Here is a 26325-nt window from a genome sequence, read left to right on the forward strand (position 1 = left end):
AAGCTATTTATTTTTGCTTTTCTTCTTGGTTTTTATCTTTGCATTGGGATGTTTTTTGTTCGTTTTTTTTGATTTTTGTTCTTCTTTATCATTATAGGGAATGAAATCTACCTCAGTTCTTATTTTATCTGTTTTTACAACCATTGCCTTCATTTTATCCCCGATTCTATATGTTTTTCCTGTTCTTTCCCCTACTAAGGTGTTGTCTTTATCGTTATATATGTAATAATCACCAATTAACTCTGATATGTGAATCAAACCATTAACCATTTTTTTTGGTATTTCCACAAATAATCCAAACCGTGTTACACCCGTTATGTAAACTTCGAAAACTTCTCCTTTATGTCTTGATATGTATTCAACTTTTTTCATATCAATAAGATCCCATTCTGCCTGATCGGCTCCCCTTTCTCTCTCAGAACAGTATTTAGCTATTTGCGGTAAGAGTTCTCCGTACTTTTTTATTTCTTTTTTTGGAAGAGTACCCTGATGTTTTATGAATTCTTTTAACAATCTATGTACTATTAAATCCGGATACCTTCTTATAGGTGATGTGAAATGTGTGTAAGAAGTAGAAGCAAGACCGAAATGTCCTATATTTTCTTCTGAATACACCGCTCTTTTCATAGATCTAACTAGCATCATTTGTATATTTTTGCTTAAAGGATGATCTTTAGTTTTTTCAAGTATTTCTTGAAGCACTTTTGCATGAATATTTTGAGGAAATTTTACCTGTATTCCTAAGAGATCTAAATAATTACGTAATTGCATTAGAACATCGGGATCTGGGTATTCATGTATTCTGTAGATGAAAGGAAGACCTTGTACATCAAAATATGAGGCAACTGTTTCATTAGCCAAAACCATAAATTCTTCTATCATTTTTTCTGAAATTCCTCTTTCAACAGGGAGTATATCTTTTACGTATCCTTTTTCGTCAAATTCAAAATAGACTTCATTGCTTTCTATATCAAGGATAGAACCTCTTTCTTTTCTTTTCTGAGCAAGTATATCCATTAATTCTTTCATCATTTCAAGATCGGGTTTTAAAAATCCTATTTCTTTTTCTACTTCTTCACTACAATTGTTTGATAACAACTCATTTACTTTGTTATAAGTTAGTCTTTTTGCACTTCTTATAACACCATTATATATTCTTGAATCTACCAAATTTCCATATGGATCTATCTCCATTATCAAGGACATTGTTAATCTGTCTTCACCTTCAACTAGAGAACATATCCCGTTGGATAACTTAAAGGGTAACATTGGTATGACTATGTCAAGTAAATAAACACTTGTTCCTCGTTTATAAGCTTCTTTATCAAGAAAACTGTTATTTTTAACATAATTGGATACATCCGCTATATGTACGCCTAGTAAATAATTACCGTTTTTTAATTTTTTGATTCCAACAGCGTCGTCAAAATCTTTTGCAGTATCGCCATCTATGGTAAAAATAGTTTCCCTTCTAAAATCTTTTCTTCCCTTTAACTCTTCTTTTGAAACTTTTTCTGGAAGTTCTTCACTTTCCTTTATTACTTTTTCTGGGAAGTAATTAGGTTCTGGTAAATCATGTTTGAAAATGACAATAGGTAGATCAATAGATGGGTCATCTTTGTTTCCTATTATTTCTACTATCTCAACTTCTGGATTCTTTGTTGGTGATTGGTATCTTGTTATTTTTCCTTTCACTATTTGACCATTTTTTGCTTGACCAATATTTTCAGGAGCAACATAGAAATCGGTATTTATTTTTCCATCTATAGGAATGAGGAATCCAAAAATGCCTTTTCTAACAAATTCACCTACAACATATTTTAACCCTCTTTTTAATATTTTAACAACTTTTCCCTCTTTTAGATCTCGCCATTTTCCTATTATTTCAACCAAAACAAGGTCTTTATGTAAGCTTATTCCCGAATTTTCTACTTTTATGGCTACTTCACTTCCATCTTGACATTCTACAAAAGCCATATTTCCACTTTTTGTGAATTCGATGGTCCCTATTGCCATATTTTCATCTAAATTTCTAAATCTATTGTTGGAATCTTTGAATATTTTCCCTTGTTCTTGCAAACTTTTTAATGCTTTTTGTATCATTGTTTTTTGTTGTTTGGTATATGAATTAAATTCTTCATATATTTCTTTTTGCAACATCGGTTTTTTGTCTACTTTTCCTAATATTTCTTTTTTTAAAGTTACATCTTCCATTTTAATGCCTCCAATAATTCTTTTGATATTTAAACGTTTGAGTATCTTTCATCAACAGGATAAAAGGTAGCAAGTTTAGGGTTGAAAGTTAATTTTATCGTTCCAACCGGTCCATTTCTTTGTTTTCCTACTATTAATTCCGCTTCATGGGGCTCGTTTAAAATATTTTGGCCGTTATCTTCTTTTTTTCTTTTGTAGTAAGAATCTCTGTATAAAAACATAACAAGGTCTGCGTCTTGTTCAATGGCTCCTGATTCTCTAAGGTCGCTTAGTCTTGGTCTTTTATCTTCTCTCTGCTCAACTGCACGAGATAGTTGAGATAAAGCTACAACGGTTATATCTAACTCTCTTGCTAACAATTTCAAAGATCTTGATATCTCAGTGATTTCTTGTTGTCTACTTTCATAATTTTTCGATCTTGAAGACATCAGTTGTAAGTAATCGATAAAAATCGCTTCAATTCCGTATTCTCTCTTCATTCTTCTAGCTTTTGCTCTTAGCATTCGGGGAGATAAATCTGGCTCATCATCGAAAATTAGACGTGACTTTGATAATTCTCCCGCTTTTTGAACGAGTATTTCCCATTCTTCATCAGAAATCTGACCCGTTCGTACTTTGTGTAAATCAACACTTGCTTCAGAACATAATATTCTATTAGCTAACTGTTCTTTCGACATTTCTAGACTAAATATAGCGACTGCAACATTATCTTTTAGAGCCATTTTAGTTGCAATATTTGCTGCAAAAGATGTTTTACCCATAGAAGGTCTTGCAGCTATAATAATTAGTTCAGATCTATGAAATCCCGAAGTCATTTTATCTAAAGAATAATATCCAGTAGAAAGACCGGTGACAAGATCAGTTTCACCTCTTTGTGCTCTGTTTTTCAATTCCTCTATCTCTTCAAAGACATCATGCATTATATTTGACAAAAGATCGTAAGTCCTTGTGGCCCTTGCTTCTGCTATAGAAAAGATCCTTTTTTCTGCGTACTCTAGAACTTCCTGAGCATCTCCAATGTTTCTTATAGCATCTACTATTTCAGAAGAAGCATTAATCAAAGCTCTTAGTAAAGCTTTTTCTTTTACAATTTGAGTATAATACATAACGTTAGCTGTTGTTGGAACCACTTGGGCTAAATATATTAGAGTATCTTCGTCGCCAATTTTTTTTAGCAGGCCAGTTTCTCTTAATTTTTCTATAACAGAAACGGTATCGACAGGATCTCCCTTATCAAAAAGTTCCTCCATAATCTTGAAAATTATTTTATTTGATTCATAATAAAAATCTTCCCACCGAATTTCTTCTATAACATCTGGTAATATGGAAGGATCCAAAAAAATACTGCCTATAACAGATTCTTCTGCTTCTTTGCTGTTGGGTGGGGTAAAAGAAGAGATTTCCACTTTCTACACCTCGATTTAAACCAATAAACTTAATAAATAAGATAAAACAAAAATACCAATACTTAGCAATAAACCTATTAATCCTTTTTTATCCATTTTTTTCACATCTTCGTCAGTACTTTTACTGCCATATCTTATCTTTTTGGTGGATCTCCATAAAAATACTGTTGAAATGATAAAAATAACAATCGCAATCACAAAAAGAGTGTTAATAAAAGCAAACATTTATAAGATCACCTTTTCTATGTAGGAACTTGTAAAGGCTTTTAAAACAGAACCATAACCCAATCTAAATCTCATCTTATCTCCTATTTTGAATATTTTCTTACTTTCTGTAATATCAACTATGGTGTGATCACTACTTGCATGAAGTATTTCAATTCCTTGGTCTAGTGGATAAATACTTTGCGGGGAAATGTCTTGTTCGCCAACAGCCAAAATAGCCTTCAATCTTTTCCCCTTATCTTCAAACTTCGGTTTTCTCCCAAATGCATCGTATCCAATGTTCCCAAAAGGAACGGAAGGCTTTTCTTTCAATTCAACAATCTCTGATTCTAATATAATAGTATCTTGTTTTGTTCCTGGTACTACTCTATTATTGGTAGCGTCTGTACCGCAGATTATCGATTCGCCTAATCTGAATTGATTTATTCCGGATGGTAAAATTCCTTTTTCTATTAAAGGAAGAGCTGCGGTGTTTCCGCCGGAAATTACCTTCAAAGAAATCTTCGTTAGTTTTTCCAATTCTTTTTTTAAATTCAATAATATTTCCATGTTTTTTTCATCGGGGATTACCCCTCCAAAACATCCTAAATTTGTTCCTATGCCTATAACTTCTATCCCTTTAATTTCAATTGCTTGGGAAATTTCCGAAACAGCATTTTCAAACCAAACACCTTCTCTTAAGTCTCCCACATCAACCATGTAAATAACTTTAGTATTTTTGTTGTTCTTTTTTGAGATTTTTCCCAAAATTTTGAGTGTTTCTAGTTCGCTTATTAATGTATAATCAACATATTTCACTAAATCGTCTAGTTCTGAAACCATAGGGATTCTTAAGAGCATAAAAGGGCCTGTTATTCCATAATTAATCATCTTTTTTATATTTTGAATTCTCGAATCTCCTAAGACTTCAATCCCCGCTTCTTTTAGAACCTTTGCTATTTCAGGTTCAGCACAAAAAACCTTTGTTACCCCAACAATTTCCACGCTTGATTTAGAACACTTATTAATCAAATATTTTGCATTATCATGAATTTTTTCTGTATATACATATACTTTTGGATACAAAATGACCCTCCTTTTAGCAAAATTGCGGGCACTTTTAGCCCGCAATTATTAAAAAGTATTGGTTTACGCTAATAGATCTATGCTCTGACCTTGATAAAGCTCTCCTACAGTTCTAACTAATTTCATCGTCATCCCTGTTTGTTTATACATTGCAAAAGACATCAATTGCTCCATCTCTTCTTTAGATATTACCGGATTCTCGTTGTTTGTTTGCGCTTTAACGTTGACTAAATTATTTCCGTAATCGAAATTACTTAGATACAAAGGTTTATTGTATTGAGAGGATATACCATCTATCAATTTGATCCCCCCTTTTTTTATTTAATTTTGTTTTAGTAGTTGTAATATTTTATTTTCGTCTTCTTTACTCTCTTCATAAATTTTGCTCAATTCCTCTGGAGACATTTTTGATATCTTTTCTAGAAGTTCAGGAACACCTTGAGCCTTTCCTGGCACACAACCATCTTTCCCTACTTCGCCTTTTACAAAAGCTTTGGCAAATGCAGCACATCCAGGGTATCCGCATGAACCACAATCGTTACTAGGAAGAACAGCTTTCACAATTGCCTCACTTGGGTCTTCTTTAACCTCAAATTTTTTGGCAGCGAACGCTAAAAAAGTTCCCGCAGCAAACCCTAAAACTCCTAACAACAGTACAGAGTTAACTATTGTAATCAAATCTGACACCTCCGTCCTTCTACTTCTCTACATATATTATACCATAATAATTTATATATTTTTAATTCAAAAATTTTGATACTGTTTCATTTATCTTTTTTCCATCAGCTCTTCCTTGGGCCTTTTGCATTACTGCTTTCATTACTTTAGCAAAGTCCTTTTTTGAAGAGGCATTAACTTCTTTTATAGTTTCTTCAACGATTTTATTTAACTCTTCTTCAGAAAGCTCTTCGGGTAGATATTCTTTCAATAACTTTAACTCTTTCTCTTCTTTATCGACTAAATCACTTCTTCCAGCCTTTTCAAATTGTTCTATCGAATCTTCCCTCATTTTTACTTGTTTTTTTATCAACTTCATTATTTCTTCGTCAGATAATTCTTTGCCTTTTTCAACTTCTTGATTTTTTATCTCTGTAATTACTGATCTAACAGAATTTAAAGCTACGGTGTTTTTTTCTTTTAGATATTTTTTTAAGTCTCGATTCAATTGATCTTTTAACATTTAGTATTCCCTCCTTTCCACTAAAAAACCTAAGTATTACTATTCTTTGAGGCCTCTTCTTTTCTTTTATTTAGATATCTTAACTCAGATAGTAAAATTATTATACTCAATACACCAAAAATTATAACATATATATTCACATTTATTTGAGAAAATTCTCCCGCAACTAAAGTGAACAAAATGTCCAAAGTCTCATAGGCAATAAGAAAAATACCTATTAAAGATGAAACTATTATGTGAGCAGATTTATGATACCAAATATCTTTATCATTTGAAAAACCATAGATTGAAATTAGAAAAATTAAGAAGAAAGAAAAAACATAGAAAAAGTTTATCCAGATGTTGAAAATAATAAAAAGAAGTGACAAAACTGACATTAATATAAGAATATAATTTTTGTTCTTCATAAGAAAATTCCTCCTATATAGAAAACAACATTAGCTATTATGTATGCAACAAAAGTTGTGTATATAAAACTAAAAATAGGCCACTTCCATCCATTAGTTTCTATTTTTATTGTAGTTAATGTTGCAAAGCAAGGGATATATGCCAAAACAAAGAATATTAAAGCTAAGGCGGATTGTGGAGTCAGAGCATTTTGTAAGGCAAAGGTCAAATTTCCTTCTGCCACGTTAAAAATGGTTGAGTAAGAAGATACTACTATTTCTTTAGCGGCTACACCAAAAACCAATCCAGTATTTATTCTCCAATCCCAACCCAGATGATTGGTAAAAGGTTCAAAAACTCTTCCTATATAAGCTGCAAAGCTGTTGTTTATATCCGCCCCAAAGTTAGGAAAGAATGACAAAAACCATATTAAAATGGTCGCGATTAAAATTATGCCTCCCGCTTTTTGTAAAAAATGTTTTCCCCTATTCCATGTATATATGGATAGATTTTTTAAAGTAGGCATTCTAAATCTAGGAAGTTCAATAATAAAAGGGATGTCTTCTGATTGAGTAATAAATCTTTGCAAAAACTTTGAGGAAAGTAGAACTAGCAGTATGCTAGAAAAATAAACCAGTAACATAACGGTTGCAGCTTGGGAAGAAAAAAATGCACTAATCAATAATATGTAAACTGGCAGTCTAGCACTGCACGAAGCAAAAGGTAAACTTAGAATTAAAGCCAGTCTTTCTTTTTTATTTGCAATCCCTTTCGTTGAAATAATTGCTGGAACATTACATCCAAAACCTAAAATAACTGACATAAAAGACCTTCCACTTAGGCCAAAGCTTCTAGCTATCCTATCAACTAAGAATGCCGCTCTAGGTAAATATCCTGATTCTTCTAAAAATCCAAGAAAGAAAAACAAGATAAAAATCTGAGGGAGAAATACCAAAACTCCACCAACTCCTGCAATAATACCATCAACAACCAAAGATTCAAGCCATGGAATGGAGATAAATCCAGCTAAAGAATCTCCTAAAAAAGTAAAGCTCACTTCTAATATATCTGATAGAGGTTGAGCAAGGCTAAATGTGAGTGAAAAAACAGCAAATAAGGCAAAGACATATATTAATATACCTAGGACTTTGTGAGTAAATACGTGATCTAAAATATCTCTGAAAGACCAGTCAATGCCCTCTTTAATAATTGATGAACTTGCAAGATAAGTTATAAAATTAAACTTCCAATTCAAATATTTGTTTTTTAACTCTACTAAATCAAATCTGTTTCTAAGTATTTCTAAAAAGTCGTTTGAGAGGTTTAAATCTTCTTCTCCAAACTCTAAAAAATGTATAGGGTTCCAACTATTGTTTTCAAAAATTTCTGTCTGTGTTAGTTCATGTGTGTATTGGCCATAACTTTCATTAAAAAAGTTTATAAAACTTTCAATTTCTTCTGGATATTTGATTTTACTTTTTATTATTTTATTTTCTTTAGAAAATTTATAAATCTCTTCTAAAAGTTCTTCTTTTCCTTCACCTGTTTTTGCTGAAGTTAAAATTACTGGGATATTTAGAGTTTTTGAAATTGGATCTGGATCGATAACCCTGCCCTTTTCTCTTGCCTCATCAACTGCATTTATAACGAGAACCACATTTGTCCCAATTTCTATAAGTTGAAATAAAAGATACATAGAACTTTCTAGGTTTAAGGCATCTGCTACTACAATCACTATTTCAGAACTTTTGCTTATAATGTAATCTTTAGCAACTCTTTCATCTTCACTTTTTGCTGATAGAGTATAAACTCCAGGAAGATCTACTAGCTTAAAAACTTTTTCTTTATATTTAAAAGAACCAATCTTCTTTTCCACAGTAACGCCTGGCCAATTTGCTACGTATTGTCTACTACCTGTAAGTAAATTGAATAGAGAAGTTTTTCCAACGTTTGGATTCCCGATAATGGAAATCTCGAATTCTTTATCAACAACTAAGTTTGTATCTTCCGAGTTGCTATTAAACGATTTCATCAATAATTGTCACCCTTTCAATTTTTTTGCTTTGTGTATTCACAATTATTAAAAAATCCTTTACCACATTTATCGGATATTGGACATTCATTACATATAGGGGATATTTTATCAACTTTTTGAATATTTGCGTTCATATTTCGTAGGAATGGATAGAGTAATTTGAACTGAGTTTCGTTTAAGTGAAATTTTTCTTTTATTTCTAAAAAACTGACTTCTTTCTGTTCTTCTATATATTCTTTTATTGTTAATATATCCAAAAGTTAGCTCACCTTCTTACAATAAATTTTTGAAGCCCTTCCCCTTCCCATTATATATTTCTTTCCATCAATCATTATTATTATTTTATTTGCTTTTTTATCTATTAAATCAAATTTAGAACCTTTATTTAGACCTATTTTTGCTAAATCTTGTAAAAATTTTTTCCCTCCCATCAGGGAAATTACTTCATAACTTCCTTTTTCTGTATTGTAAAGGTTATATACTTTGTAAGATACTTCAACGAATATTTTTGAAGCTTCACTTTTTCTTAAAACGACTTTTTTTTCTTCCACCTTAAATACTAAAGGGTCACCAAACGGCGAGATATGAACTAATTCTACAACCTTTCCTGGTATTATCCCCATAGCTAATAAACGATTTTTTGAGCTTTCATCTGCAAGTTCTAATTTTCTAATTTTTCCTTTCTGGCCTATAAATAGATAATCTAGTGATAAGATCAAATTTAAACCTCCCCTAACCATTTTCATAGATAATTATAACAGCTTTTAAAAAAGTTAGGCGGACCTAACTGTTAATATTCAAATAATATCATGTAAAAAAAGAGCCTCTAAGAATATTAGAGGCTCTTTATAAGATAAATAGAATTTACTATGACAATTTGAAAAATTGTAGTAAATTTTCCAAATTTGTTGAAATTTCTAGTAGCGTAATACTATCCTTTGCTATGGTTTCTGCCGTTTTGGCCTGGTTATCAATGGAGTCACTTATTTCGAATATTTGTTCATTTATTTCATTTACAGATTTCGCAGAGTTATCCATAGCCGAGCTCATTTCTTCTGTGGAAGCTGATTGTTCTTCAGAAACGGCGGTTAAATCTTCGATTTTCTCTGCTATTTGCCTAACTTCTTTTGATATAGTTGAAAATTTAGAATCTATATTATTTACTTGGGAATTAGTTGAAATAACTTTGTTATAAGCTTCTTTTACTGAATTAGAAACTGTTATGGCGCCGCTTCTTATTTCACTTAAAATATTCTCTATTTGTGAAGTTGCTTTTCTTGATTCTTCAGCGAGAGATCTTATTTCATCAGCTACTACAGCAAAGCCTCTTCCTGCTTCTCCAGCTCTTGCAGCTTCTATAGCTGCATTTAAAGCTAGAAGATTTGTTTGTTCTGTTATTGTGTTTATTGTATTAACAATCTCACCGATATTAACAACTTTATTGGATAAATCTTCAGAGGTTTCTTCCGCTTTTTCTGATTGTTCTGAAATCATTTTGAATGATTTTACCATATCCTCTATGGTTTTGCTACCTTCAGTTGCAGCATCGTTAGTTCTGTTGGCTGATTCTAATAATTCTTGGGAAGCTTTAGAAACATTTTGAGCTCCTGCCGCAATTTCCTGTACGCTCGATGTTACCTCTTCTATAGAAGAAGCTACATTTTCTGATCGCTCTTTTAGATTATTATAATTTGCAGAAAGTTCTTCTATCGTAGCATTCCATTCTTCAGCTATACTAGATAAATTCATGGAGGTATTTTTAATTGAACCAGCATGTTGATTAGTTTGCTTGACTAAATCTTTTAAATTTTTTTGCATTAATTTTAAATTTGTGGACATTAAAGATAATTCATCTTTACCTTCTAATGTGAAATCGATATCTAATTCACCGTTTCCAAATTCTTCGATAGAAGTTGAAAGTTTTTTTGTGGATTTAGTAATACCTCTAGTTATTATCTCTGAAATAAACAAAACAATTATTATAGTAATAACCATTATCAAATATAAAAAATTTACAAGAGAATTTTTACCTTCTCTTTCTTTCTCTAGCATTCTTTCTGCTATAATTTCAACAGTTTCTCCTAGTTCATTAACAGCTTCTCTGGCATCATCGAAAATTTTATTTGTTTCAAAAGAAGCTTGTAATAGAATGTTTGGATTAGTATTTGAGCTCTTTGCTTGATTAATTTCCTCTCTTGAAGCGGATATCCATTTATTAAATTCTCGAAGAAATATATCGTAATTTTGAAAAAGTGTGTTATTGGAATTAGGGTGCCTAATTTGAATTATTTCTTCTCTAATTTCTTTGTTGGAATCGTATATATTGAATGCTTGCTCTATCCTATCGAGTGTTTGTTGAATATTTTCTTCAAAATCTTCCTCATTTGTACTGATTATTTCCATATTTCCAGGATTATATACGATATTATTTTTTGCTAATATAGCTTGGTACATATCCCTATCAGCATTTAAAATCAAGTTTTGAGCTTCGAAAGCATCATCGTAAAGAGAAGTTTTCATTTCTTCATATAGGTTATTTAAATATCTTGTACCAATTAAAACGATTAGAACAATTACGGCTAAAGAAATACTTAAATTGAAAATTAACTTACTCCGTATTTTCCAATTTTTAAACATTGTCTATCCCCACCTTTTCTGATTTTTTTGTGATATATATTTATCGGTTTAGCTTAAAACTACTTTAATTTCTAAATTCTTAAACCAATACTTCGTTTTTCAAAAGATTAATATATTTTGACTTTTGATAATAGGACTACAAACAAAATTCGATAAAAAAAGCCCCTTAACAAGGGGCTTGATTTTATAAAATGGCTGGGGGAGGAGGATTCGAACCTCCACTAACGGAGTCAGAGTCCGCTGTCCTGCCATTAGACGATCCCCCAATGACACAATCATTATATCATAAAAAAAATTAATTGACAAGCAAGTTTGAAAATGTTAAAATATACACAGTATATACAATATCTTTATGGGGGTTTAATATGACTTTTGATCTATTAATAGAAAAAACTGTTTCCCAATCTCAAAGAAATTATCTGCTTTTTATTACCTCGTTTGGTTGGGCTATTGTTTCTGCCTATGTTATGATTACATCCTTTACACTTCCACTTTTAATCGACGAATGGCAATTATCAAATGTATTTGCTTCTACGATAGCTAGTTCTACATTTATTGGTATGTTTGTTGGAACGTTGAGCGCAGGTATAATTTCTGATTATTTTGGAAGAAAAAAATCCGCTATCTTTTTGTTGTTTATAGGAAGTCTTTTTAGCGTTTTAAGTGGTTTTGTTGATTCTCCAACACTTTTTATGGTTTTTAGAATTTTATCAGGGATTGGATTTGGAGGTTCTATGCCTGTTTTGAATGCATATTTAACAGAGTTTTTAAATGTTTCGATTAGGGGGAGGTATTTAGTTTATTTGGAAACTAGTTGGGCGTTTGGAAGTATATTCATTGCAATAATTCATATGTTTCTAGCGAGAAACATTACTTGGAGACTAGATTATCTTTTTCTGGGTGTAGGTTTTATTCCACTTTTACTTTTGTTTACAGTTCCTGAATCTCCTAAGTATCTACTAATAAAAGATAAAAAAGAAGAGTTTGAAAAATCATTTAATTACAAAATTAAAGAAGAAATTGTCTTGCCAAAGAAAGAAAAAGTTACTATCAATGCTCTTTTTAAAAAAGGGTATCTATCTAGAACTTTGAATGTCTTTCTTTTGTGGTTTACTATGAGTGTAGGTTATTATGGAATTTTTGTTTGGGTAAAAGGTATTTTAGCTCAGAAAGGAATAGATGTTGTATTGACTGACTGGTATACTTTCTATATGTTTTTAGCTCAATTACCCGGTTATCTATTTGCTGCTTATTTGATAGAAAAAATTGGGAGAAGAAAAAGCGTCCTGTTTTTTGCTTTAGGAACAACCATTTCTTCAATAATTTTTGCAGCTGTTTCCTCTAATTTAATGGTTTTGATTTTCAGTTTGGTAGTTTCAATATTCTGTATGGGCATGTGGGGTTTAACTTATGCTTATACACCAGAACTTTATCCAACAACTATGAGAGGTACTGCTAACGGTGCTGCAGGAGCACTAACGAGGCTTGCTGGATTCATTGCTCCGTTTTACACTTCGTTTTTTCTTTCTAGAAATTTAATAAACATAGGTTTGATAGGAATAGCTTTTCTTTTTGCTGTTACCGGTATATTAAATTTTATCTTTTTACCCGAAACCTTAAAAAAAGAAATAGATTAGTTATTTAAAATATAAAGTCCGAATGTGAAGCTTTTATACATTCGGACTTTTTTAACATGCGTTCAATTATAAGAAAAGAATTTGTGAGAGAATAAATTAGTGATTTTTTAATAAAAACTCTTTTTGGAGTTGATAACTTTTATGAAGTGTGAAGGTTGTGGTATAGAAATTCAGGTAGAAAATTCAAAAAAGCCTGGATATATACCAAAAGATGTATTAGAAGAAAGATTAGTAAATAATGAAGAGGTTGTTTGCCAAAGATGCTTTAAATTAAAGCATTATAACCATTTATTACCTCTAAGTATTGAATCTGATTTTGCTAAGGATATCGATAAGATTATAAACGATTTTAAAACGATTATTTGGGTTGTAGATGCCATAGATTTTGAAGGCACCTTTAGAAAAGAAATTGCTCAAAAATTGACAGGAAAGAACGTAGTTTTGATAGTAAATAAGATAGATTTATTACCAAAAAGCACTTCATACATTCAATTTAAAAAATGGATCTTTTCAAGAATAAAAGAAATGAACGTTAATATCTTAGAAAATAATGTTAAGATGATTAGTGTTAAATCAGGAATAGGTGTAGAAAAGGCGAAAGACTTTCTTAACCAGACCGAAAAAGAAAAAGCTCTGGTAATAGGAGTTACTAACGTTGGGAAGTCTTCTTTCTTAAATAAAATTTCAGGAAAAAATCTGACCATTAGTGCTTATGCCGGAACGACATTAAAAGTATTAAAGACAAAAATCACCGATATTAATTTAGAATTATATGATAGTCCTGGTATTTTTACTCAGGATAGATTATGTGATTTTTTTGATGTTTATTCACAGGTTAAGATGATTCCATCTAAAAAATTACTGACTAAAACTTTCACTGTTAATAAAAGAAATGTGTTGTTTGTCAGTGGGTTGTTTTGGATAAGGGTCTTAGAAAATGGAGTGAGAGATCTTCCCCCAATAATGACTTTGTTTGTACCCGAGGGTATATCTGCTCACAGGGCAAAAGAAGAAAGAGTCGAAGAGTTACTTTCTAACAGGAAAGTTCTATTCCCCCCTTACTATGAAAGTTTTAGTTATGATACTATAAATTTTGAAAAACAGATTTTAAAAATTGAAAAAGGGAATGATTTGGCCATATCTGGTGCAGGGTGGCTTTCCATTAAAAGAGGACCACTGATAGCTGAGATTTCAAAACCCAAAGAACTTAGTATAACAATTAGGAAATCAATGAAATAGTGGAGGTGTAATCTTGAAACTGAAAGAACCTGGTATAGTTGTAGGAGTATCAAATAGGCATGTACATTTGTCACACGAAGATTTAGAAAAGTTATTTGGTGAAGGTTATGAACTAACTCCTTTAAGGCCTTTAGGACAACCTGGGCAGTATGCTTCAGAAGAATGTGTTGAATTAATTGGGCCAAAAGGAAGCTTTGCAAAAGTTAGGATTTTGGGGCCTGTAAGAAAAAATTCACAAGTAGAGATTTCTAGAACAGATTCTTTTAAATTAGGAGTTACTCCACCAGTTAGAGATTCTGGAGATATTGAAGGAACTCCTGGCATAAGAATAAAAGGTCCTTTGGGGGAAATAGAGCTAGAAAAAGGAGTTATAATAGCTAAAAGACATATACACATGCTTCCATCAGATGCAGATCTTTATGGGGTAAAAGATAAGGATTTAGTTTCCATATATTGTGATAAAGAGGGGCGTAAATTAATATTTCAAGATGTTCTTATAAGAGTAAGTGAAAAATTTGCATTAGAATTTCATGTTGACATCGACGAAGCAAACGCAGCTTTGTTGAATAACGGAGATCAAGTCAAAATAATAGAATCTTTTTAATAAAAACCGGTGTTTACACCGGTTTTTATTTAGTCAAAATCTGAAGGAACTTCATAAGTTATTCTTCCGTATTTTCCTTCGGATAATTCTTTTAAAAAAATATTCCTTCCTCTTTCGTAGTCAATAAGACCGCCTTTTTTCACGAAGTTTCTCTTTTCACAAAATTTCTCTATGAATTTATAAGAGTTTTCCAAATTGTTCCATTGTTTAACAATATCATCTAAAAGTGATGGATATTCTTTTTTCAAAAACTCGAATGCATAAGAGATTGCTTCATCCATTTCAACATCTTCAGCTTTTAGTGAACCAATGAGTATTAATTTATTTATAAGCTCTTTGTTAAAAAGTTTAGGATACAAAACTCCAGGAGTATCAAGTAATTTTAATCCTTTGTCAATGTTTATCCATTGCACTCCCCTAGTAATACCGGGTTTGTTTCCAACAGCTGCTGATTTTTTACCTTTTAGTTGGTTTATAAAAGTAGATTTTCCAACATTTGGTATACCTACAATCATTAAACTTTTTTCATTGAATTTTTGAGGGACTAGTGGATAAATATTCTTAATGAAGAATTTTCTGATGTTTAAATTCTTAAAGTTTAGTAAGAAAACTTCATTTTCTTTTTCTTTATAATAATCTTCCCATAGTTTGGTTTTTTTCAAATCACACAGGTCGTTTTTATTCAAAATAATGATTCTCTTTTTATTTCTAAAAAGCTGTCCTTCTTCATACGATCTACTTGCCAATGGTGCTCTAGCATCTAGGATTTCAACAACAGCGTTGACTAACTTAAGGTTTCTCTTTATTAAAGTTTTGGCTTTCTCTATATGGCCAGGATACCACATCTTAAAACCCCTTCTAATCAGCATTTATATTTGACTCTTAATTTTATATGATTTGTGATATAATTTCAATGATAAAAGTATACCTTATTTTATCAAAAAACCCAAGAGGAGGGATATTGAATTACGAGATATTCTATTTCAATTCCTGAAAATGTAGAGCCTATTGAAATATTCGGGGCCTACGATAGTAGAACCAAATATCTTAAGAAAGAAATGAATGTGGATATTCATTATAAAAACAGGAAAATATACATAGAAGGCAAGGACGATGACTCGGTTAATACAACATCAAAAATATTCTCAGAATTGTTAGAAATTTTAGATGAGGGACATTTGCTTGATTGGGATGAGTTTCAATATGTTGTATCGAGATATAAATCTAATGGAAATGGTCTAAAGACTGAAGAGAAACAAAAATCGATGAAAGAGGTAGTAAATACCTGTATCGTTGGAACAAAAATATTTGCCAAAACTGAAGGTCAAGCAAATTATATAGATTATTTGAAAAATAACGATATAGTTTTTAGTATAGGCCCTGCAGGAACAGGTAAAACTTATTTGGCTGTTGCAATGGCAGTTGATTATTTAAGATCAGGAAAGGTTCAGAGAATAATATTAACTAGGCCTGCGGTAGAGGCAGGAGAAAAGTTGGGGTTTTTACCTGGGAATTTTTATGAAAAAGTAGACCCTTATTTGAGACCGTTATACGATGCATTACTAGATTTTATGGATTCCGATAAGTTAGTTTCATATAGAGAAAAAGGTATTATAGAAATTTTACCTTTGGCTTACATGCGCGGAAGAACTCTTAATAATTCATTTATTATATTGGATGAGGCACAGAATACAACCTATCAGCAAATGAAAATGTTTTTAACAAGGATAGGTTTTAATTCAAGAGTAGTTATTACAGGTGATATTACTCAAATAGATCTAGAAAAAAAGAAAGACTCAGGCTTGCTTTCTGTAAAAAAAGTATTGGGGGAAAGTATTTCAGGGATAAAGTTTATAGAACTTTCAAACAATGATGTTGTAAGAAATCCTTTGGTTAAAAAAATCATAAGGGCCTATGAGGAATATGAAAACGAAGGGTAATTAACAAAAGGATGTGCTTTTTTCTTTATGGCTAAAAAAAATAGGTTAAATGAATTTTTAAGAAAGAATGGGAACTTCTTATTAAGAGTGTCACTTTTTATAGTTCTAACTATTTTTGCTGAATGGATAGTATTTGGACAGGTAACTTTTGATTTTCAGTTAAAATACAGCCTCGTTTTTTTAGTTTTATGGATATTTATAGGAGAATTTTTATTAAGAAAACATAAAATGTTTAATCTTCATCCTAAAAATTATTGGGCGGCATTTCTAACGCCGCTTTTTTTGAATATATTCATAAACTTATTAGTTTATAAATATGTAAACATTTTTGCTATTTCTACAATTTTAAGTACATTGATAATAACCCTTTTGATTGATTATTCAACTGGACTAATTTCTGGCCTTATATTTTCTTTATATTTTGGGATACTATTTGGTTTTGATTTGAAATTTACAATATTTTTATTTTTGCCCGCAGCATTCGTTGCTCTTTCTGCCAGAAGGATAAAGAGAAGAATAGAAATAATAATTCCTTTCTTGGTAGCATCGTTAACTCAGATTGTTGTTTCCTATACCATTAATTTGTATTATTCACCTTTGGATTATTTGATGATTTTGGAGATGAACTTTTTTAGTATTTTAATAACTATGGGTTTATTGCCTTTTTTTGAGTATATTAGTAGAGTCTACTCTGAAATTGGATTACTTGAACTAGGTAATTTAAGTAACCCCCTTTTAAAGGAGCTTTCGTTGAAAGCTCCAGGGACGTATTATCATAGTATGATTATTTCCAATTTGGCAGAAAGCGCTACTGAAATAATTGATGGTCAAACTATTTTAGCTAGGGTTGGTTCATATTTTCACGATATAGGAAAAGTATGGAGGCCTCAATTTTTTACTGAAAACCAAAAAAATAAGAACCCTCATTCAGATATTAGTGCAAAACTGAGTTCCCTTATTCTAAATAATCATGTTACATATGGAATAGAATTGGCAAGAAAGCACAGACTACCAATATTGATTGAAGATATGATAGCTCAACATCAGGGGACTAGAGTTAAACAATTTTTTTATCAAGAGTACTATAATCAAACCGGGATAAAAGATGCAAACATGTTTAGATATCCTGGCCCTATTCCTCAATTCAAAGAATCCGCGATATTGATGATTTGTGATGTTACAGAAGCTATGACTAGAACTATGAAAGATTTGAATGCAGTTGAACTTAATGAAAAACTTGATAATTTGATAAATTCTCTTTTTTTTGAAGGTCAATTGGATGACTGTGAACTAACTCTTAGAGAAATAAAAAAAATAAAGGGAAGAATTGTTAGGACAATTATGGAAATGAATCATAAAAGAATATCATATCCGAAAATAGAAACAAAAGAGCTTAAAGAGTAAGGAGAAAAAAATGATTATAAATATTTTTAATCATCAAGATACAAAAGAAATAGACAAAAAAAAGTTGAAAAATGTTGTTGAGTATGTTCTTAAAAAAGAAATAGGAGATGGGAATTACGAATTAAATATTTTAATCACTGATGATGAAGGTATAATTTTGTACAATAAATATAGGAAAAAAGATGAACCTACAGATGTTTTATCTTTTTCTTATGGGATCGATCAAGAAACTATTGGGGATATTGTTGTTTCTGTGGAAAGTATAGAAAGGCAAGCTCCTTTCTTTAACAATAATTTTGAAGAGGAATTTTTTTATATAATCATACACGGGATTCTTCACATAATTGGCTATGACCATGAAAACTCTGAGGAGGAAGCAAAAAGAATGTTTGATACTCAGGATAGATATTTTGAGCAAACTATAAAAAAGGGGAGGAGATAAAGTTGGCAACAGTAAGACCATTTAAAGCATTAAGGCCACATAAGGGGGTAGAACAATGTTTTTCATGTCCTCCATACGATGTACTAGAAGAAGAAGAGGTTCAAGAGATAATTCAGAGAAATCCCAATTCTTTTCTTAGAGTAACAAGATCTGAAGTAGAAGTTGGGCCTGACTCTTCAAAAGACAAAATATATGAAAAGGCTAGAGAAAATCTCAATTTTTTTATAAATAAAGGAACATTATATAAAGATGAAAATCCATCTTATTATATATATAGAGAAACTTGGCAGGGCATTTCTCAAACCGGTATTTTTGCTACCGTAAGTGTCGATGAATACGATAAGGGAATAATCAAAAAACATGAATTAACAAGAAGAGATAAAGAAGAAGATAGGACTAACCATATACTTAAATTAAAAGCACAAACCGGACCAGTTTTTTTGACCTTTAAGACTGATCAAAAAGTAAAAAAAATAATCAATGATGCATTAGAAAACACGGAAATACTATATTGCTTTTCTGATGAAAAAAACGTTACGCATGAACTATGGAAAATAGAAGATGAAAAGTTCGTAAAAGATATAGAAAACGCATTTAACCATATAGAAAATCTTTATATTGTTGATGGGCACCATCGAGCAGCGGCAGCGTCAAGAGCTCAAAAGATTATGAAAGAAAAAGATAACAACTACTCTTGCGAAAAAGAATACAATTTTTTTATGGCGGCAATTTTTCCTCATGACGAATTAAGAATTCTTCCTTACAACAGAATTGTTAAAGATTTAAATGGTTTAAAGGTAGAAGAGTTTTTAAATAAAATATCTACTTCTTTTGATCTTGAAGAAGCACCAGTTTCTCCTTTTTCTCCCGATGCTCCCCATACTTTTGGAATGTACCTTCAAAAAAAATGGTATAAACTAACTTTCAAACAAGAAGTAAACGATGATCCCGTCGAAAATCTTGATGTTCAAATATTACAAAGAGAGTTGTTAGAGCCTATACTCTCCATAAAAGATCCTAGAACTGATTCAAGGATATACTTCTTAGGTGGAATAAGAGGTTTGAAGGAAATTGAAAAATGGGTTGACAAAAAAGGTTGGGCAGTTGGATTTTCCATGTATCCAACCCAACTTGACCAATTAATGAAAGTTGCTGATATGAATAAAGTGATGCCTCCAAAATCAACCTGGTTTGAACCAAAATTGAGAAGCGGTTTGTTAATTCACCCGTTAGATTAATATTTTTCCTCTTTTAAGAGGTGATAAATATAAAATACTATAACTTTGATTTAACTAATAAAATAGAAGAGATTCAAACACACGCTGTAAATGAAAAAATCGATTTGGAACAAGTAGTTAGATTTGGAAAAGATACATATGGTATTAAGAGAAGATGGAAAATTTTGTCTTCGCATAACTCAGTTGATTTTATAAAGCGTTTATTATCTCCAAAGGGTAATTTGATGCTAACTTATTACCGCGATAAAGAAGGAGAGATGTCGAATTACCTTATATATATTGATTTTGGAAAATATAATGTGTCTAATAACCTTATAGAATTTTATGACCAGGAATTAGATATAGTTATCTATAATAATTTAAAGTATAAAATTCTAGATATGGAAGAAACAATTTCAGCCTATGAACGAGGGGAAATAGCATTATCTGATCTTAGTGATATTTTAATCGATTTCGAGAATTTAGTCAATAATTTTAATTATTCAGGTATAATCAACTCTCTTTCCTTGAGATTTGGTGTAACTGCTATTAATTGGCTTTTGAAAAATGAGGTTTCTTTTATATAATAAATTAAACTCCATTGGGAGGGAAAACAGTAATGAAAAAATTGTATCGTTCCCAAAAAAATAAAATTTTAGCCGGAGTTTGTGGTGGTTTGGGAGAGTATTTTGAAATTGATCCTGTTATTATCAGATTATTATGGATAGTTTTGACTTTTTTAGGAGGGTTTGGAGTCGTTTTATACATCCTAGCTATATTTATAATCCCTCTTGAGCCTAACGAAGAATATACTAAAGTTGAAGATGAATACACAGTGCACCAAGAATCATACCAAACACGCCATAAATTAGAAGATCAGGATAAAAGAATTGCTGTAGGTTTATTAGCTTTATTATTTATTGCTGTTGGAATTATTATTTTAATTAGTATAGTAGTGCCGTCTACATTTTTCCTCAAAAATTTTGTCAAAATTGTACTAAGCATTTTATTGATTGGCATTGGAGCATATATGATTTCTACTTCTCATTCAAAGAAATAAGGAATAATATGAAAATGAAAATTGAATGATTCGTATAATTTATGTTCTTTTTTTCACAAAATGAGTTATATATTTCACAAGACAAATTGTTTCTAAAAAGTTTTAAATATATCTTTGACATATTAATTTTCTATTAAAGCAAAAGGAGGTTAGAAGGAAGTATGGAAAAGTTCTATCAAAAAGAGTTGTTAGAAGAACTACATGATATTCAAGAAACTTATGGATTTATTTCTGAAGAAGATATTTTTAGAATTTCTAAAAAAAGGAATATTCCAAAAGCACATTTATATGGTGTTATAAGTTTTTATTCAATGTTTCATTTGGAACCGACTGGCAAGTATATTATTCGTCTTTGTGACAGTGTTTCTTGTAGGTTGAACCATTCTTCAGATATAGTTAAGACATTAAAAGAATATTTGAAGATAGAAAATCACAAAACAACTGAAGATAAAAAATTCACGTTAGAAATTGTGGAATGCTTAGGGCATTGCGATGAAGGCCCAGTTATGATGGTTAACGATACTTACTATACCAATTTAACTACTTCAAAAGCTATTCAAATTCTTGACTCTTTAGAATAGGAGGGTAGGTAGATAATGGAAAAGATTTTTTTAAAAACAGATTTGGGAAAAAGTATCGAGGAGTATGAATTTAGTGGCCTAAAAAATGCTTTAAGAATGGGTCCACAAAATGTTATAAATAAAATAAAAGAAAGTGGTTTAAGAGGAAGAGGTGGAGCTGGGTTTCCTACAGGAATAAAGTGGGAAACTGTTTATTCGATAAAAAACGATACCAAATTTGTTATTTGTAATGCCGATGAAGGAGAGCCTGGGACTTTCAAAGATAGGTTCTTATTAGAAAATCTACCTTTTAAAGTTCTTGAAGGAATTATAATAAGTGGATATGCAACAGGTTCAAATTATGGTTATATATATATAAGAGGAGAATATGTAGAATCTATCAAGATTATAAAAAGACTAATAGAAAAATTATATGAAAAAAATGTTTTAGGTAAAAATATTTTAGATTCAGGATTTTCGTTTGATTTAAAATTAGTTAGAGGAGCGGGTGCATATGTATGTGGTGACGAAACTTCTTTAATTAATTCAATAGAAGGTGACAGAGGAAAATCTAGGATTAAACCTCCATTACCTGTTTTTGAGGGATTGTATGGGCAACCAACTGTGGTTAACAATGTTGAAACTTTAGCTGCCGCTGCAGAAATAATGAAATATGATAACAATCCTTACAAAGAAATGGGAACAGAAAGAAGTAGAGGGACAAAATTAGTTTCAATAAGTGGAGATGTCAAGAAACCTGGTGTTTACGAAGTGGAGTTTGGAAGTTTAACCATAAAAGAAATAATAAATGATTTAGCCGGTGGCGTCCAAGGAGAAAAACTTGGATTTGTTATACCTGGAGGTATTTCTACAGAAGTATTAACAGAAGAAGAGGTTAATGTATCTTATACTTACGAAAATCTCCAAGAAATGGGTAGCAATATCGGTTCTGGTGGAATGATTGTAGTTTCTGCTGAAAGAAACTATCTTGAAATTGCAAAGAACGTTTCAGATTTCTTTAGAGATGAAACTTGTGGGACTTGTTTCCCATGTAGGGAAGGAAACAAAAATATCAGTAAAATAGTTTCTGATATATATAAAAGAGGATATCCCACTTCTAAAGAAATAGAAATTATATCTGATATAAAATATGCTGTCAGTAGTGCAGCTCGCTGTGGGTTTGGAGAATCTTCTTTAAATTTAATTTTATCTCTATTTGATAAATTCTATAACAAGAAGGTGAAAGTATGAAAGTTAAAATAAATAATAGAGAATATGAATTTGACAAGGAAATGAGTATTTTAGATGCGGTAAAAAGTGCTCATATTAAAATCCCCACACTTTGTTATTCGGAAAAGCTTGAACCATTTGGAAGTTGTAGACTCTGTTCGGTGGAGATAAAAGGAGAGAGAACTTTAAAACCTTCTTGTGTTACAAAAATAACTGATGGAATGGAGATTTATACTCATTCAGATAGAGTCAGAAAAACAAGAAAAACCATTATGGAATTAATAATAGCCTCTCATGGTATAGATTGTAATTTAAATTGTTTAACTTGTTCAAAATCGGGTAGTTGTGAGATAAAAGAAGTAGCTGAAGAAATTGGAGTTACTGAAGTAAGAGTGCCTCCTATCTCTAATGGGCTTTCAAAAGACGAAAGTAGTTATTCAATAGTAAGAGAACCACAAAAATGTATTGTTTGTAATAGGTGCGTAAGGAAATGTTCTGAAGTTCAATCTGTTAATATATTAACTATAGCCAACAGAGGACCAGATACTTACGTTACTACTTTTATGGATAAGGGAATGGGAAACGTTGATTGCACTAACTGTGGGCAGTGCATATTAGAATGTCCAACAGGAGCTTTACATGAAGTTTATCATATGGAAAGAGTATGGGACGCTATTTCTGATGAAGATAAATTTGTAATAGTACAAACTGCACCCGCAGTAAGGGTGGCTATAGCTGAGGAATTTGGAGGAGAACCTGGTAAAATAGCCACTAAGCAAATGGTTGCTGGTTTAAGACTATTAGGGTTTGATAAGGTATTTGATACCAATTTTTCTGCTGATTTAACAATAATGGAAGAAGCAAATGAATTCTTAGAGCGATTTAAAGATAATGGGAAATTGCCACTATTTACTTCTTGTAGTCCTGGTTGGATAAAGTTTTTAGAGCATAATTACCCGGAGTTTATAGATAATTTATCCACTTGTAAATCTCCTCAACAAATGTTTGGGGCGGTGGCTAAAACTTATTATGCAAACAAACTTGGAATTCCAAGGGAAAAGATGGTTGTTGTTTCTGTAATGCCATGCACCGCAAAGAAATATGAAAGAGTAAGACCTGAGATGAAAGGTGACGTTGATTATGTGTTGACAACAAGAGAATTAGCTAAAATGTTCAAGTTAGCAGGTATAGATTTGTTGAACCTTCAAGAAGAAGAGTATGATGAACCGCTAGGAATTTCTTCAGGAGCAGCAGCTATCTTTGGAGCAACAGGAGGAGTAATGGAAGCTGCCCTCAGAACAGCTTATGAAGTAATAACTGGTAAAGAATTAGAAAATTTGAATTTTGAATCTGTTAGAGGAATTGAAGGTATAAAAGAAGCAACAGTAGCTATAGATGGAATAAATGTAAAGGTAGCCGTAGCAAACGGTTTAGGAAATGCAAGAAGAGTATTAGAAATGATAAAAAAAGGTGAAAAAGAATATCATTTCGTTGAATTTATGGCTTGTCCCGGAGGTTGTATTGGTGGGGGTGGTCAACCTATTCCTACTAATAATGAAACTCTTAATAAGAGAATGCAAGCTATATATGAAGTTGATAGCTCTCTTCCTATTCGTAAATCTCATGAAAATCCCGCAATAAAAGTATTGTATGAAGAATTCTTAGGCGAACCCTTAAGCGAAAAATCTCACGAATTGTTACATACCTCTTACGTTGCAAGAAGCTAAATTTAAAGGGCCTTATCGGCCCTTTTATTTTGCAGGTAACAGTATAGAAAAAGTAGTTCCCTCTCCTAGTTTACTTTTAACATCGATACTTCCATTATGTGCGTTAATTATCTCTTTTACTATAGCTAATCCTAATCCTGTACTTTTATCGCTTCCAGCTCTTGCTTTATCCCCTCTATAAAAACGATCAAAAATCTTAGATAAATCTTTTTCTGATATTCCTTTTCCTGTATCTTTAATAGTTATAACGGCATAATTTCCTTCTTTTTTAAGAGAAACACTAATCTTACCCTCATTAGTGTATTTTAAAGAATTATCAAGAACGTTTAAAATTGCTTCTTTTATCTTTTCTTTATCAGCAATTACTGTGATTTCTTCTATTTGACTAATTTCTAAGCTTAACCCTTTTTCTTTAAATAATGGTTTAGTTTTTTTAATTACTTCTATTAGTAAATCTTCTAAATTTACTTTATCAAAATTATAAAATTGCGTTTTATTATCGCTTCTAGCTAAGAAAAGCAATTTATCAATTATTTCGGACATATAAGCAGTTTCTTCTAAGATTAATTGCAATGATTTCTTATATTCTTCACTACTTCTTTCCTTTTTTAAAGAAAGACTACTTTCTGCTTTAATAATAGAAAGAGGTGTTCTCAAATCGTGTGAGACATCTGCTGTAAATTGTTTTTGTTGTTCAAAAGCTTTCTCTAATCTTGAAATCATTTGATTAAGAGTCGAGGCCAACATTCCTAATTCATCGTCTGTCTTAATTTCAATTCTTTTATTTAAGTTATTTTCTTCTATATTTTTTGCAGTACTTATAATCTTCTCAACAGGTTTAAGAGAATAGGAAGCATAAAAAAAACCACCTATTCCTCCTAAAATCATTACCAATATCCCTGTTATGATCAAGATCATTTCAAGACGAGATAAAACATTTTCTATTTCGTTTGTAAATCTCCCAACTAAAATTACAACTGATGAATTATCTTTTAAACTAGCTTCTGATATATAAAATCTAGCGCTCCAATCAACATCAGTATTAATGTTAAAAAAGAAAGGCGCATCACTTTCCGCTGTTTCAATTTTTTGAGGTATTTCAGGAATTTTCGTAAAATAACCATAGAACCTTAATAAGTTACCTTCTGTGTCATAGATATAAATCATTTCGTTCGGTAACGCTTTTATGTTCTCAATGTTTTCTGCACTTTCTACATTGTTTAGTATTTTGACAAAATCATCCATTCTAGTAATTAGAAAATTATCAATATTGTCATATAGGCTATAATTTAAAGCATAATACGAAGTGAGCCCAAACATTGACAATAAAATTGCCATTATAAGCAGGTACCAAAGTGTTAATTTAAACTTTATGCTTTTAAAAAATCTCACGAAACTCTTAACCTGTAACCAGCTCCTCTAACAGTTTCTAAAATTTTCCCATCTTTATCTTCCAATTTCTTTCTAAGTCTTCTTATATACACATCTATAACGTTTGAATTGCCTTCGAAATCTATGTCCCACATCTTTTCTTCTAAAATTGTTCTAGTAACAACGATCTTCGGATTTCTCATGAAATATTCTAAAATATTATACTCTTTAGGAGTAAGTTTTAATTTTTTATCGCCTTTCCAGACCTCCCGTGTTAGAGTATTCAACGTTAAATCCCCTACTTTCAGTTCGGGGTTTTTTGTGAAAGATTCTCTTCTAAGTAAAGACCTAACTCTTGCAAAAAGTTCATCAAAGTCAAAAGGTTTAACTAAATAATCATCGGCTCCAGAATCTAATCCTTTTACTCGATCCTCTATACTATCTTTTGCCGTTAACATTAAAATAGGAGTGTTTATATTTTCCTCTCTTAAGTTTTTGCAAACAGTTATACCGTCTTTTCTTGGTAGCATAATATCAAGAATAATTAAATCATAAGACGAGTATTTTGCATAATCTTCACCTTCTTCTCCGTCAAATGCTACATCGACGCAGTATCCTTCTTCAGTTAATCCTCTTTTTATTATATTAGCAAGTTTCTCTTCGTCTTCAATAACCAAAATCTTCATTATTATCACCTCAGATATATTAATTTTAACACACTCAATTTTCTGACATTTAAATTAAT

General features: G+C 31.2%; 27 protein-coding genes and 1 tRNA gene. 12 read left to right on the forward strand and 16 right to left on the reverse strand.

Translation table 11 applies throughout. The features are described from left to right. Positions 1-3 precede the first annotated feature (3 nt). The 13 genes from rnr to PW5551_RS04570 all read right to left on the reverse strand — a co-directional run bounded on the left by rnr (position 4) and on the right by PW5551_RS04570 (position 11415). The gene (gene rnr, locus PW5551_RS04510) at positions 4-2229 is read right to left on the reverse strand and encodes a ribonuclease R (RefSeq protein WP_370445911.1); all 2226 of its coding nucleotides are present in this window, start codon (positions 2227-2229) and stop codon (positions 4-6) included. 14 nt (positions 2230-2243) lie between these two features. Beyond that, positions 2244-3620 carry a replicative DNA helicase gene (dnaB, locus tag PW5551_RS04515; protein WP_113074606.1) on the reverse strand — a complete coding sequence of 459 codons (1377 nt, stop codon included), beginning with the start codon at positions 3618-3620 and terminating at the stop codon, positions 2244-2246. A gap of 15 nt (positions 3621-3635) precedes the next feature. Then, positions 3636-3845: a hypothetical protein gene (locus tag PW5551_RS04520; protein ID WP_113074607.1), complete on the reverse strand. Its 210-nt coding sequence runs from the start codon at positions 3843-3845 to the stop codon at positions 3636-3638. Beyond that, positions 3846-4910 carry an alanine/ornithine racemase family PLP-dependent enzyme gene (locus PW5551_RS04525; RefSeq protein ID WP_113074608.1) on the reverse strand — a complete coding sequence of 355 codons (1065 nt, stop codon included), beginning with the start codon at positions 4908-4910 and terminating at the stop codon, positions 3846-3848. Between the two features lie 63 nt (positions 4911-4973). Further along, entirely contained in the window at positions 4974-5210 is a 237-nt protein-coding gene (locus PW5551_RS04530; protein WP_113074609.1) for a hypothetical protein, read from the reverse strand. Between the two features lie 21 nt (positions 5211-5231). Then, on the reverse strand, positions 5232-5588 hold the full coding sequence (locus PW5551_RS04535; protein WP_199562197.1) for an RnfABCDGE type electron transport complex subunit B: 357 nt from the start codon (positions 5586-5588) through the stop codon (positions 5232-5234). 61 nt (positions 5589-5649) lie between these two features. Then, positions 5650-6090 carry a GatB/YqeY domain-containing protein gene (locus tag PW5551_RS04540; protein WP_113074610.1) on the reverse strand — a complete coding sequence of 147 codons (441 nt, stop codon included), beginning with the start codon at positions 6088-6090 and terminating at the stop codon, positions 5650-5652. Between the two features lie 29 nt (positions 6091-6119). Then, on the reverse strand, positions 6120-6497 hold the full coding sequence (locus PW5551_RS04545) for a hypothetical protein (RefSeq protein WP_113074611.1): 378 nt from the start codon (positions 6495-6497) through the stop codon (positions 6120-6122). Next, a complete protein-coding gene (feoB, locus tag PW5551_RS04550) occupies positions 6494-8509 on the reverse strand; it encodes a ferrous iron transport protein B (RefSeq protein ID WP_113074612.1) in 2016 nt (671 codons plus the stop codon). The genes PW5551_RS04545 and feoB overlap by 4 nt, the downstream gene beginning before the upstream one ends. A gap of 17 nt (positions 8510-8526) precedes the next feature. Beyond that, positions 8527-8769, reverse strand: coding sequence for a hypothetical protein (locus PW5551_RS04555; RefSeq protein WP_113074613.1), 243 nt, complete (start codon positions 8767-8769; stop codon positions 8527-8529). A gap of 3 nt (positions 8770-8772) precedes the next feature. Next, positions 8773-9231, reverse strand: a complete 459-nt coding sequence (locus PW5551_RS04560) for a FeoA family protein (RefSeq protein ID WP_158526137.1) — start codon at positions 9229-9231, stop codon at positions 8773-8775. 148 nt (positions 9232-9379) lie between these two features. Continuing rightward, the gene (locus PW5551_RS04565) at positions 9380-11149 is read right to left on the reverse strand and encodes a methyl-accepting chemotaxis protein (RefSeq protein WP_113074615.1); all 1770 of its coding nucleotides are present in this window, start codon (positions 11147-11149) and stop codon (positions 9380-9382) included. Positions 11150-11341: 192 nt separating this feature from the next. Beyond that, positions 11342-11415 (reverse strand) — tRNA-Gln (locus tag PW5551_RS04570). 99 nt (positions 11416-11514) lie between these two features. On the opposite strand from PW5551_RS04570, the gene PW5551_RS04575 reads away from it, so the two are divergent. From PW5551_RS04575 to PW5551_RS04585, 3 genes are all read left to right on the forward strand, one after another. Continuing rightward, positions 11515-12786: an MFS transporter gene (locus PW5551_RS04575; protein ID WP_113074616.1), complete on the forward strand. Its 1272-nt coding sequence runs from the start codon at positions 11515-11517 to the stop codon at positions 12784-12786. A gap of 141 nt (positions 12787-12927) precedes the next feature. Further along, entirely contained in the window at positions 12928-14025 is a 1098-nt protein-coding gene (locus PW5551_RS04580) for a GTPase (protein WP_113074617.1), read from the forward strand. Positions 14026-14038: 13 nt separating this feature from the next. Beyond that, positions 14039-14629 carry a phosphate propanoyltransferase gene (locus PW5551_RS04585; protein WP_113074618.1) on the forward strand — a complete coding sequence of 197 codons (591 nt, stop codon included), beginning with the start codon at positions 14039-14041 and terminating at the stop codon, positions 14627-14629. A 29-nt stretch (positions 14630-14658) separates the two neighbouring features. Here PW5551_RS04585 and ylqF read toward each other — a convergent pair whose 3' ends face one another. Then, a complete protein-coding gene (ylqF, locus tag PW5551_RS04590; RefSeq protein WP_113074619.1) occupies positions 14659-15474 on the reverse strand; it encodes a ribosome biogenesis GTPase YlqF in 816 nt (271 codons plus the stop codon). Positions 15475-15687: 213 nt separating this feature from the next. Between ylqF and PW5551_RS04595 the strand changes: the two genes are divergently transcribed. The 9 genes from PW5551_RS04595 to PW5551_RS04635 all read left to right on the forward strand — a co-directional run bounded on the left by PW5551_RS04595 (position 15688) and on the right by PW5551_RS04635 (position 24209). Continuing rightward, the gene (locus tag PW5551_RS04595; RefSeq protein WP_199562199.1) at positions 15688-16569 is read left to right on the forward strand and encodes a PhoH family protein; all 882 of its coding nucleotides are present in this window, start codon (positions 15688-15690) and stop codon (positions 16567-16569) included. A 27-nt stretch (positions 16570-16596) separates the two neighbouring features. Then, a complete protein-coding gene (locus PW5551_RS04600; protein ID WP_113074621.1) occupies positions 16597-17973 on the forward strand; it encodes an HDIG domain-containing metalloprotein in 1377 nt (458 codons plus the stop codon). A 10-nt stretch (positions 17974-17983) separates the two neighbouring features. Next, the gene (gene ybeY / locus PW5551_RS04605) at positions 17984-18415 is read left to right on the forward strand and encodes an rRNA maturation RNase YbeY (RefSeq protein WP_113074622.1); all 432 of its coding nucleotides are present in this window, start codon (positions 17984-17986) and stop codon (positions 18413-18415) included. Between the two features lie 2 nt (positions 18416-18417). Then, positions 18418-19653: a DUF1015 domain-containing protein gene (locus tag PW5551_RS04610; protein WP_113074623.1), complete on the forward strand. Its 1236-nt coding sequence runs from the start codon at positions 18418-18420 to the stop codon at positions 19651-19653. A gap of 20 nt (positions 19654-19673) precedes the next feature. Further along, positions 19674-20219: a DUF402 domain-containing protein gene (locus tag PW5551_RS04615; protein ID WP_113074624.1), complete on the forward strand. Its 546-nt coding sequence runs from the start codon at positions 19674-19676 to the stop codon at positions 20217-20219. Between the two features lie 32 nt (positions 20220-20251). Then, a complete protein-coding gene (locus tag PW5551_RS04620; RefSeq protein WP_113074625.1) occupies positions 20252-20692 on the forward strand; it encodes a PspC domain-containing protein in 441 nt (146 codons plus the stop codon). A gap of 161 nt (positions 20693-20853) precedes the next feature. Further along, entirely contained in the window at positions 20854-21273 is a 420-nt protein-coding gene (locus tag PW5551_RS04625) for an NAD(P)H-dependent oxidoreductase subunit E (RefSeq protein ID WP_113074626.1), read from the forward strand. Between the two features lie 15 nt (positions 21274-21288). Beyond that, positions 21289-22503, forward strand: coding sequence for an NADH-quinone oxidoreductase subunit F (locus PW5551_RS04630; RefSeq protein ID WP_113074627.1), 1215 nt, complete (start codon positions 21289-21291; stop codon positions 22501-22503). Further along, entirely contained in the window at positions 22500-24209 is a 1710-nt protein-coding gene (locus PW5551_RS04635; protein ID WP_113074628.1) for an NADH-dependent [FeFe] hydrogenase, group A6, read from the forward strand. Before PW5551_RS04630 ends, PW5551_RS04635 begins: the two co-directional genes overlap by 4 nt. 24 nt (positions 24210-24233) lie before the next feature. On the opposite strand, the gene PW5551_RS04640 is transcribed toward PW5551_RS04635, so the two are convergent. Together PW5551_RS04640 and PW5551_RS04645 are read right to left on the reverse strand one after the other, a co-directional pair. Next, a complete protein-coding gene (locus tag PW5551_RS04640) occupies positions 24234-25547 on the reverse strand; it encodes a cell wall metabolism sensor histidine kinase WalK (RefSeq protein WP_146738328.1) in 1314 nt (437 codons plus the stop codon). Positions 25548-25597: 50 nt separating this feature from the next. Then, positions 25598-26266 (reverse strand): response regulator transcription factor, encoded by a 669-nt coding sequence (locus PW5551_RS04645; RefSeq protein ID WP_113074630.1) that lies wholly within the window; start codon positions 26264-26266, stop codon positions 25598-25600. Positions 26267-26325: the final 59 nt, after the last annotated feature.

Source organism: Petrotoga sp. 9PW.55.5.1 (assembly GCF_003265365.1).
Lineage (GTDB): Bacteria > Thermotogota > Thermotogae > Petrotogales > Petrotogaceae > Petrotoga.

What these genes read in the sequence shown, in the direction of transcription:
- PW5551_RS04520 (WP_113074607.1), bottom strand. Translation starts at nt 3,845, where the DNA reads ATGTTTGCTTTTATTAACACTCTTTTTGTGATTGCGATTGTTATTTTT.
- PW5551_RS04540 (WP_113074610.1), bottom strand. Translation starts at nt 6,090, where the DNA reads ATGTTAAAAGATCAATTGAATCGAGACTTAAAAAAATATCTAAAAGAA.
- PW5551_RS04545 (WP_113074611.1), bottom strand. Translation starts at nt 6,497, where the DNA reads ATGAAGAACAAAAATTATATTCTTATATTAATGTCAGTTTTGTCACTT.
- feoB (WP_113074612.1), bottom strand. Translation starts at nt 8,509, where the DNA reads ATGAAATCGTTTAATAGCAACTCGGAAGATACAAACTTAGTTGTTGAT.
- PW5551_RS04565 (WP_113074615.1), bottom strand. Translation starts at nt 11,149, where the DNA reads ATGTTTAAAAATTGGAAAATACGGAGTAAGTTAATTTTCAATTTAAGT.
- PW5551_RS04575 (WP_113074616.1), top strand. Translation starts at nt 11,515, where the DNA reads ATGACTTTTGATCTATTAATAGAAAAAACTGTTTCCCAATCTCAAAGA.
- PW5551_RS04580 (WP_113074617.1), top strand. Translation starts at nt 12,928, where the DNA reads ATGAAGTGTGAAGGTTGTGGTATAGAAATTCAGGTAGAAAATTCAAAA.
- ylqF (WP_113074619.1), bottom strand. Translation starts at nt 15,474, where the DNA reads ATGTGGTATCCTGGCCATATAGAGAAAGCCAAAACTTTAATAAAGAGA.
- PW5551_RS04595 (WP_199562199.1), top strand. Translation starts at nt 15,688, where the DNA reads ATGAATGTGGATATTCATTATAAAAACAGGAAAATATACATAGAAGGC.
- PW5551_RS04600 (WP_113074621.1), top strand. Translation starts at nt 16,597, where the DNA reads ATGGCTAAAAAAAATAGGTTAAATGAATTTTTAAGAAAGAATGGGAAC.
- ybeY (WP_113074622.1), top strand. Translation starts at nt 17,984, where the DNA reads ATGATTATAAATATTTTTAATCATCAAGATACAAAAGAAATAGACAAA.
- PW5551_RS04620 (WP_113074625.1), top strand. Translation starts at nt 20,252, where the DNA reads ATGAAAAAATTGTATCGTTCCCAAAAAAATAAAATTTTAGCCGGAGTT.
- PW5551_RS04625 (WP_113074626.1), top strand. Translation starts at nt 20,854, where the DNA reads ATGGAAAAGTTCTATCAAAAAGAGTTGTTAGAAGAACTACATGATATT.
- PW5551_RS04630 (WP_113074627.1), top strand. Translation starts at nt 21,289, where the DNA reads ATGGAAAAGATTTTTTTAAAAACAGATTTGGGAAAAAGTATCGAGGAG.
- PW5551_RS04635 (WP_113074628.1), top strand. Translation starts at nt 22,500, where the DNA reads ATGAAAGTTAAAATAAATAATAGAGAATATGAATTTGACAAGGAAATG.
- PW5551_RS04640 (WP_146738328.1), bottom strand. Translation starts at nt 25,547, where the DNA reads ATGGCAATTTTATTGTCAATGTTTGGGCTCACTTCGTATTATGCTTTA.
- PW5551_RS04645 (WP_113074630.1), bottom strand. Translation starts at nt 26,266, where the DNA reads ATGAAGATTTTGGTTATTGAAGACGAAGAGAAACTTGCTAATATAATA.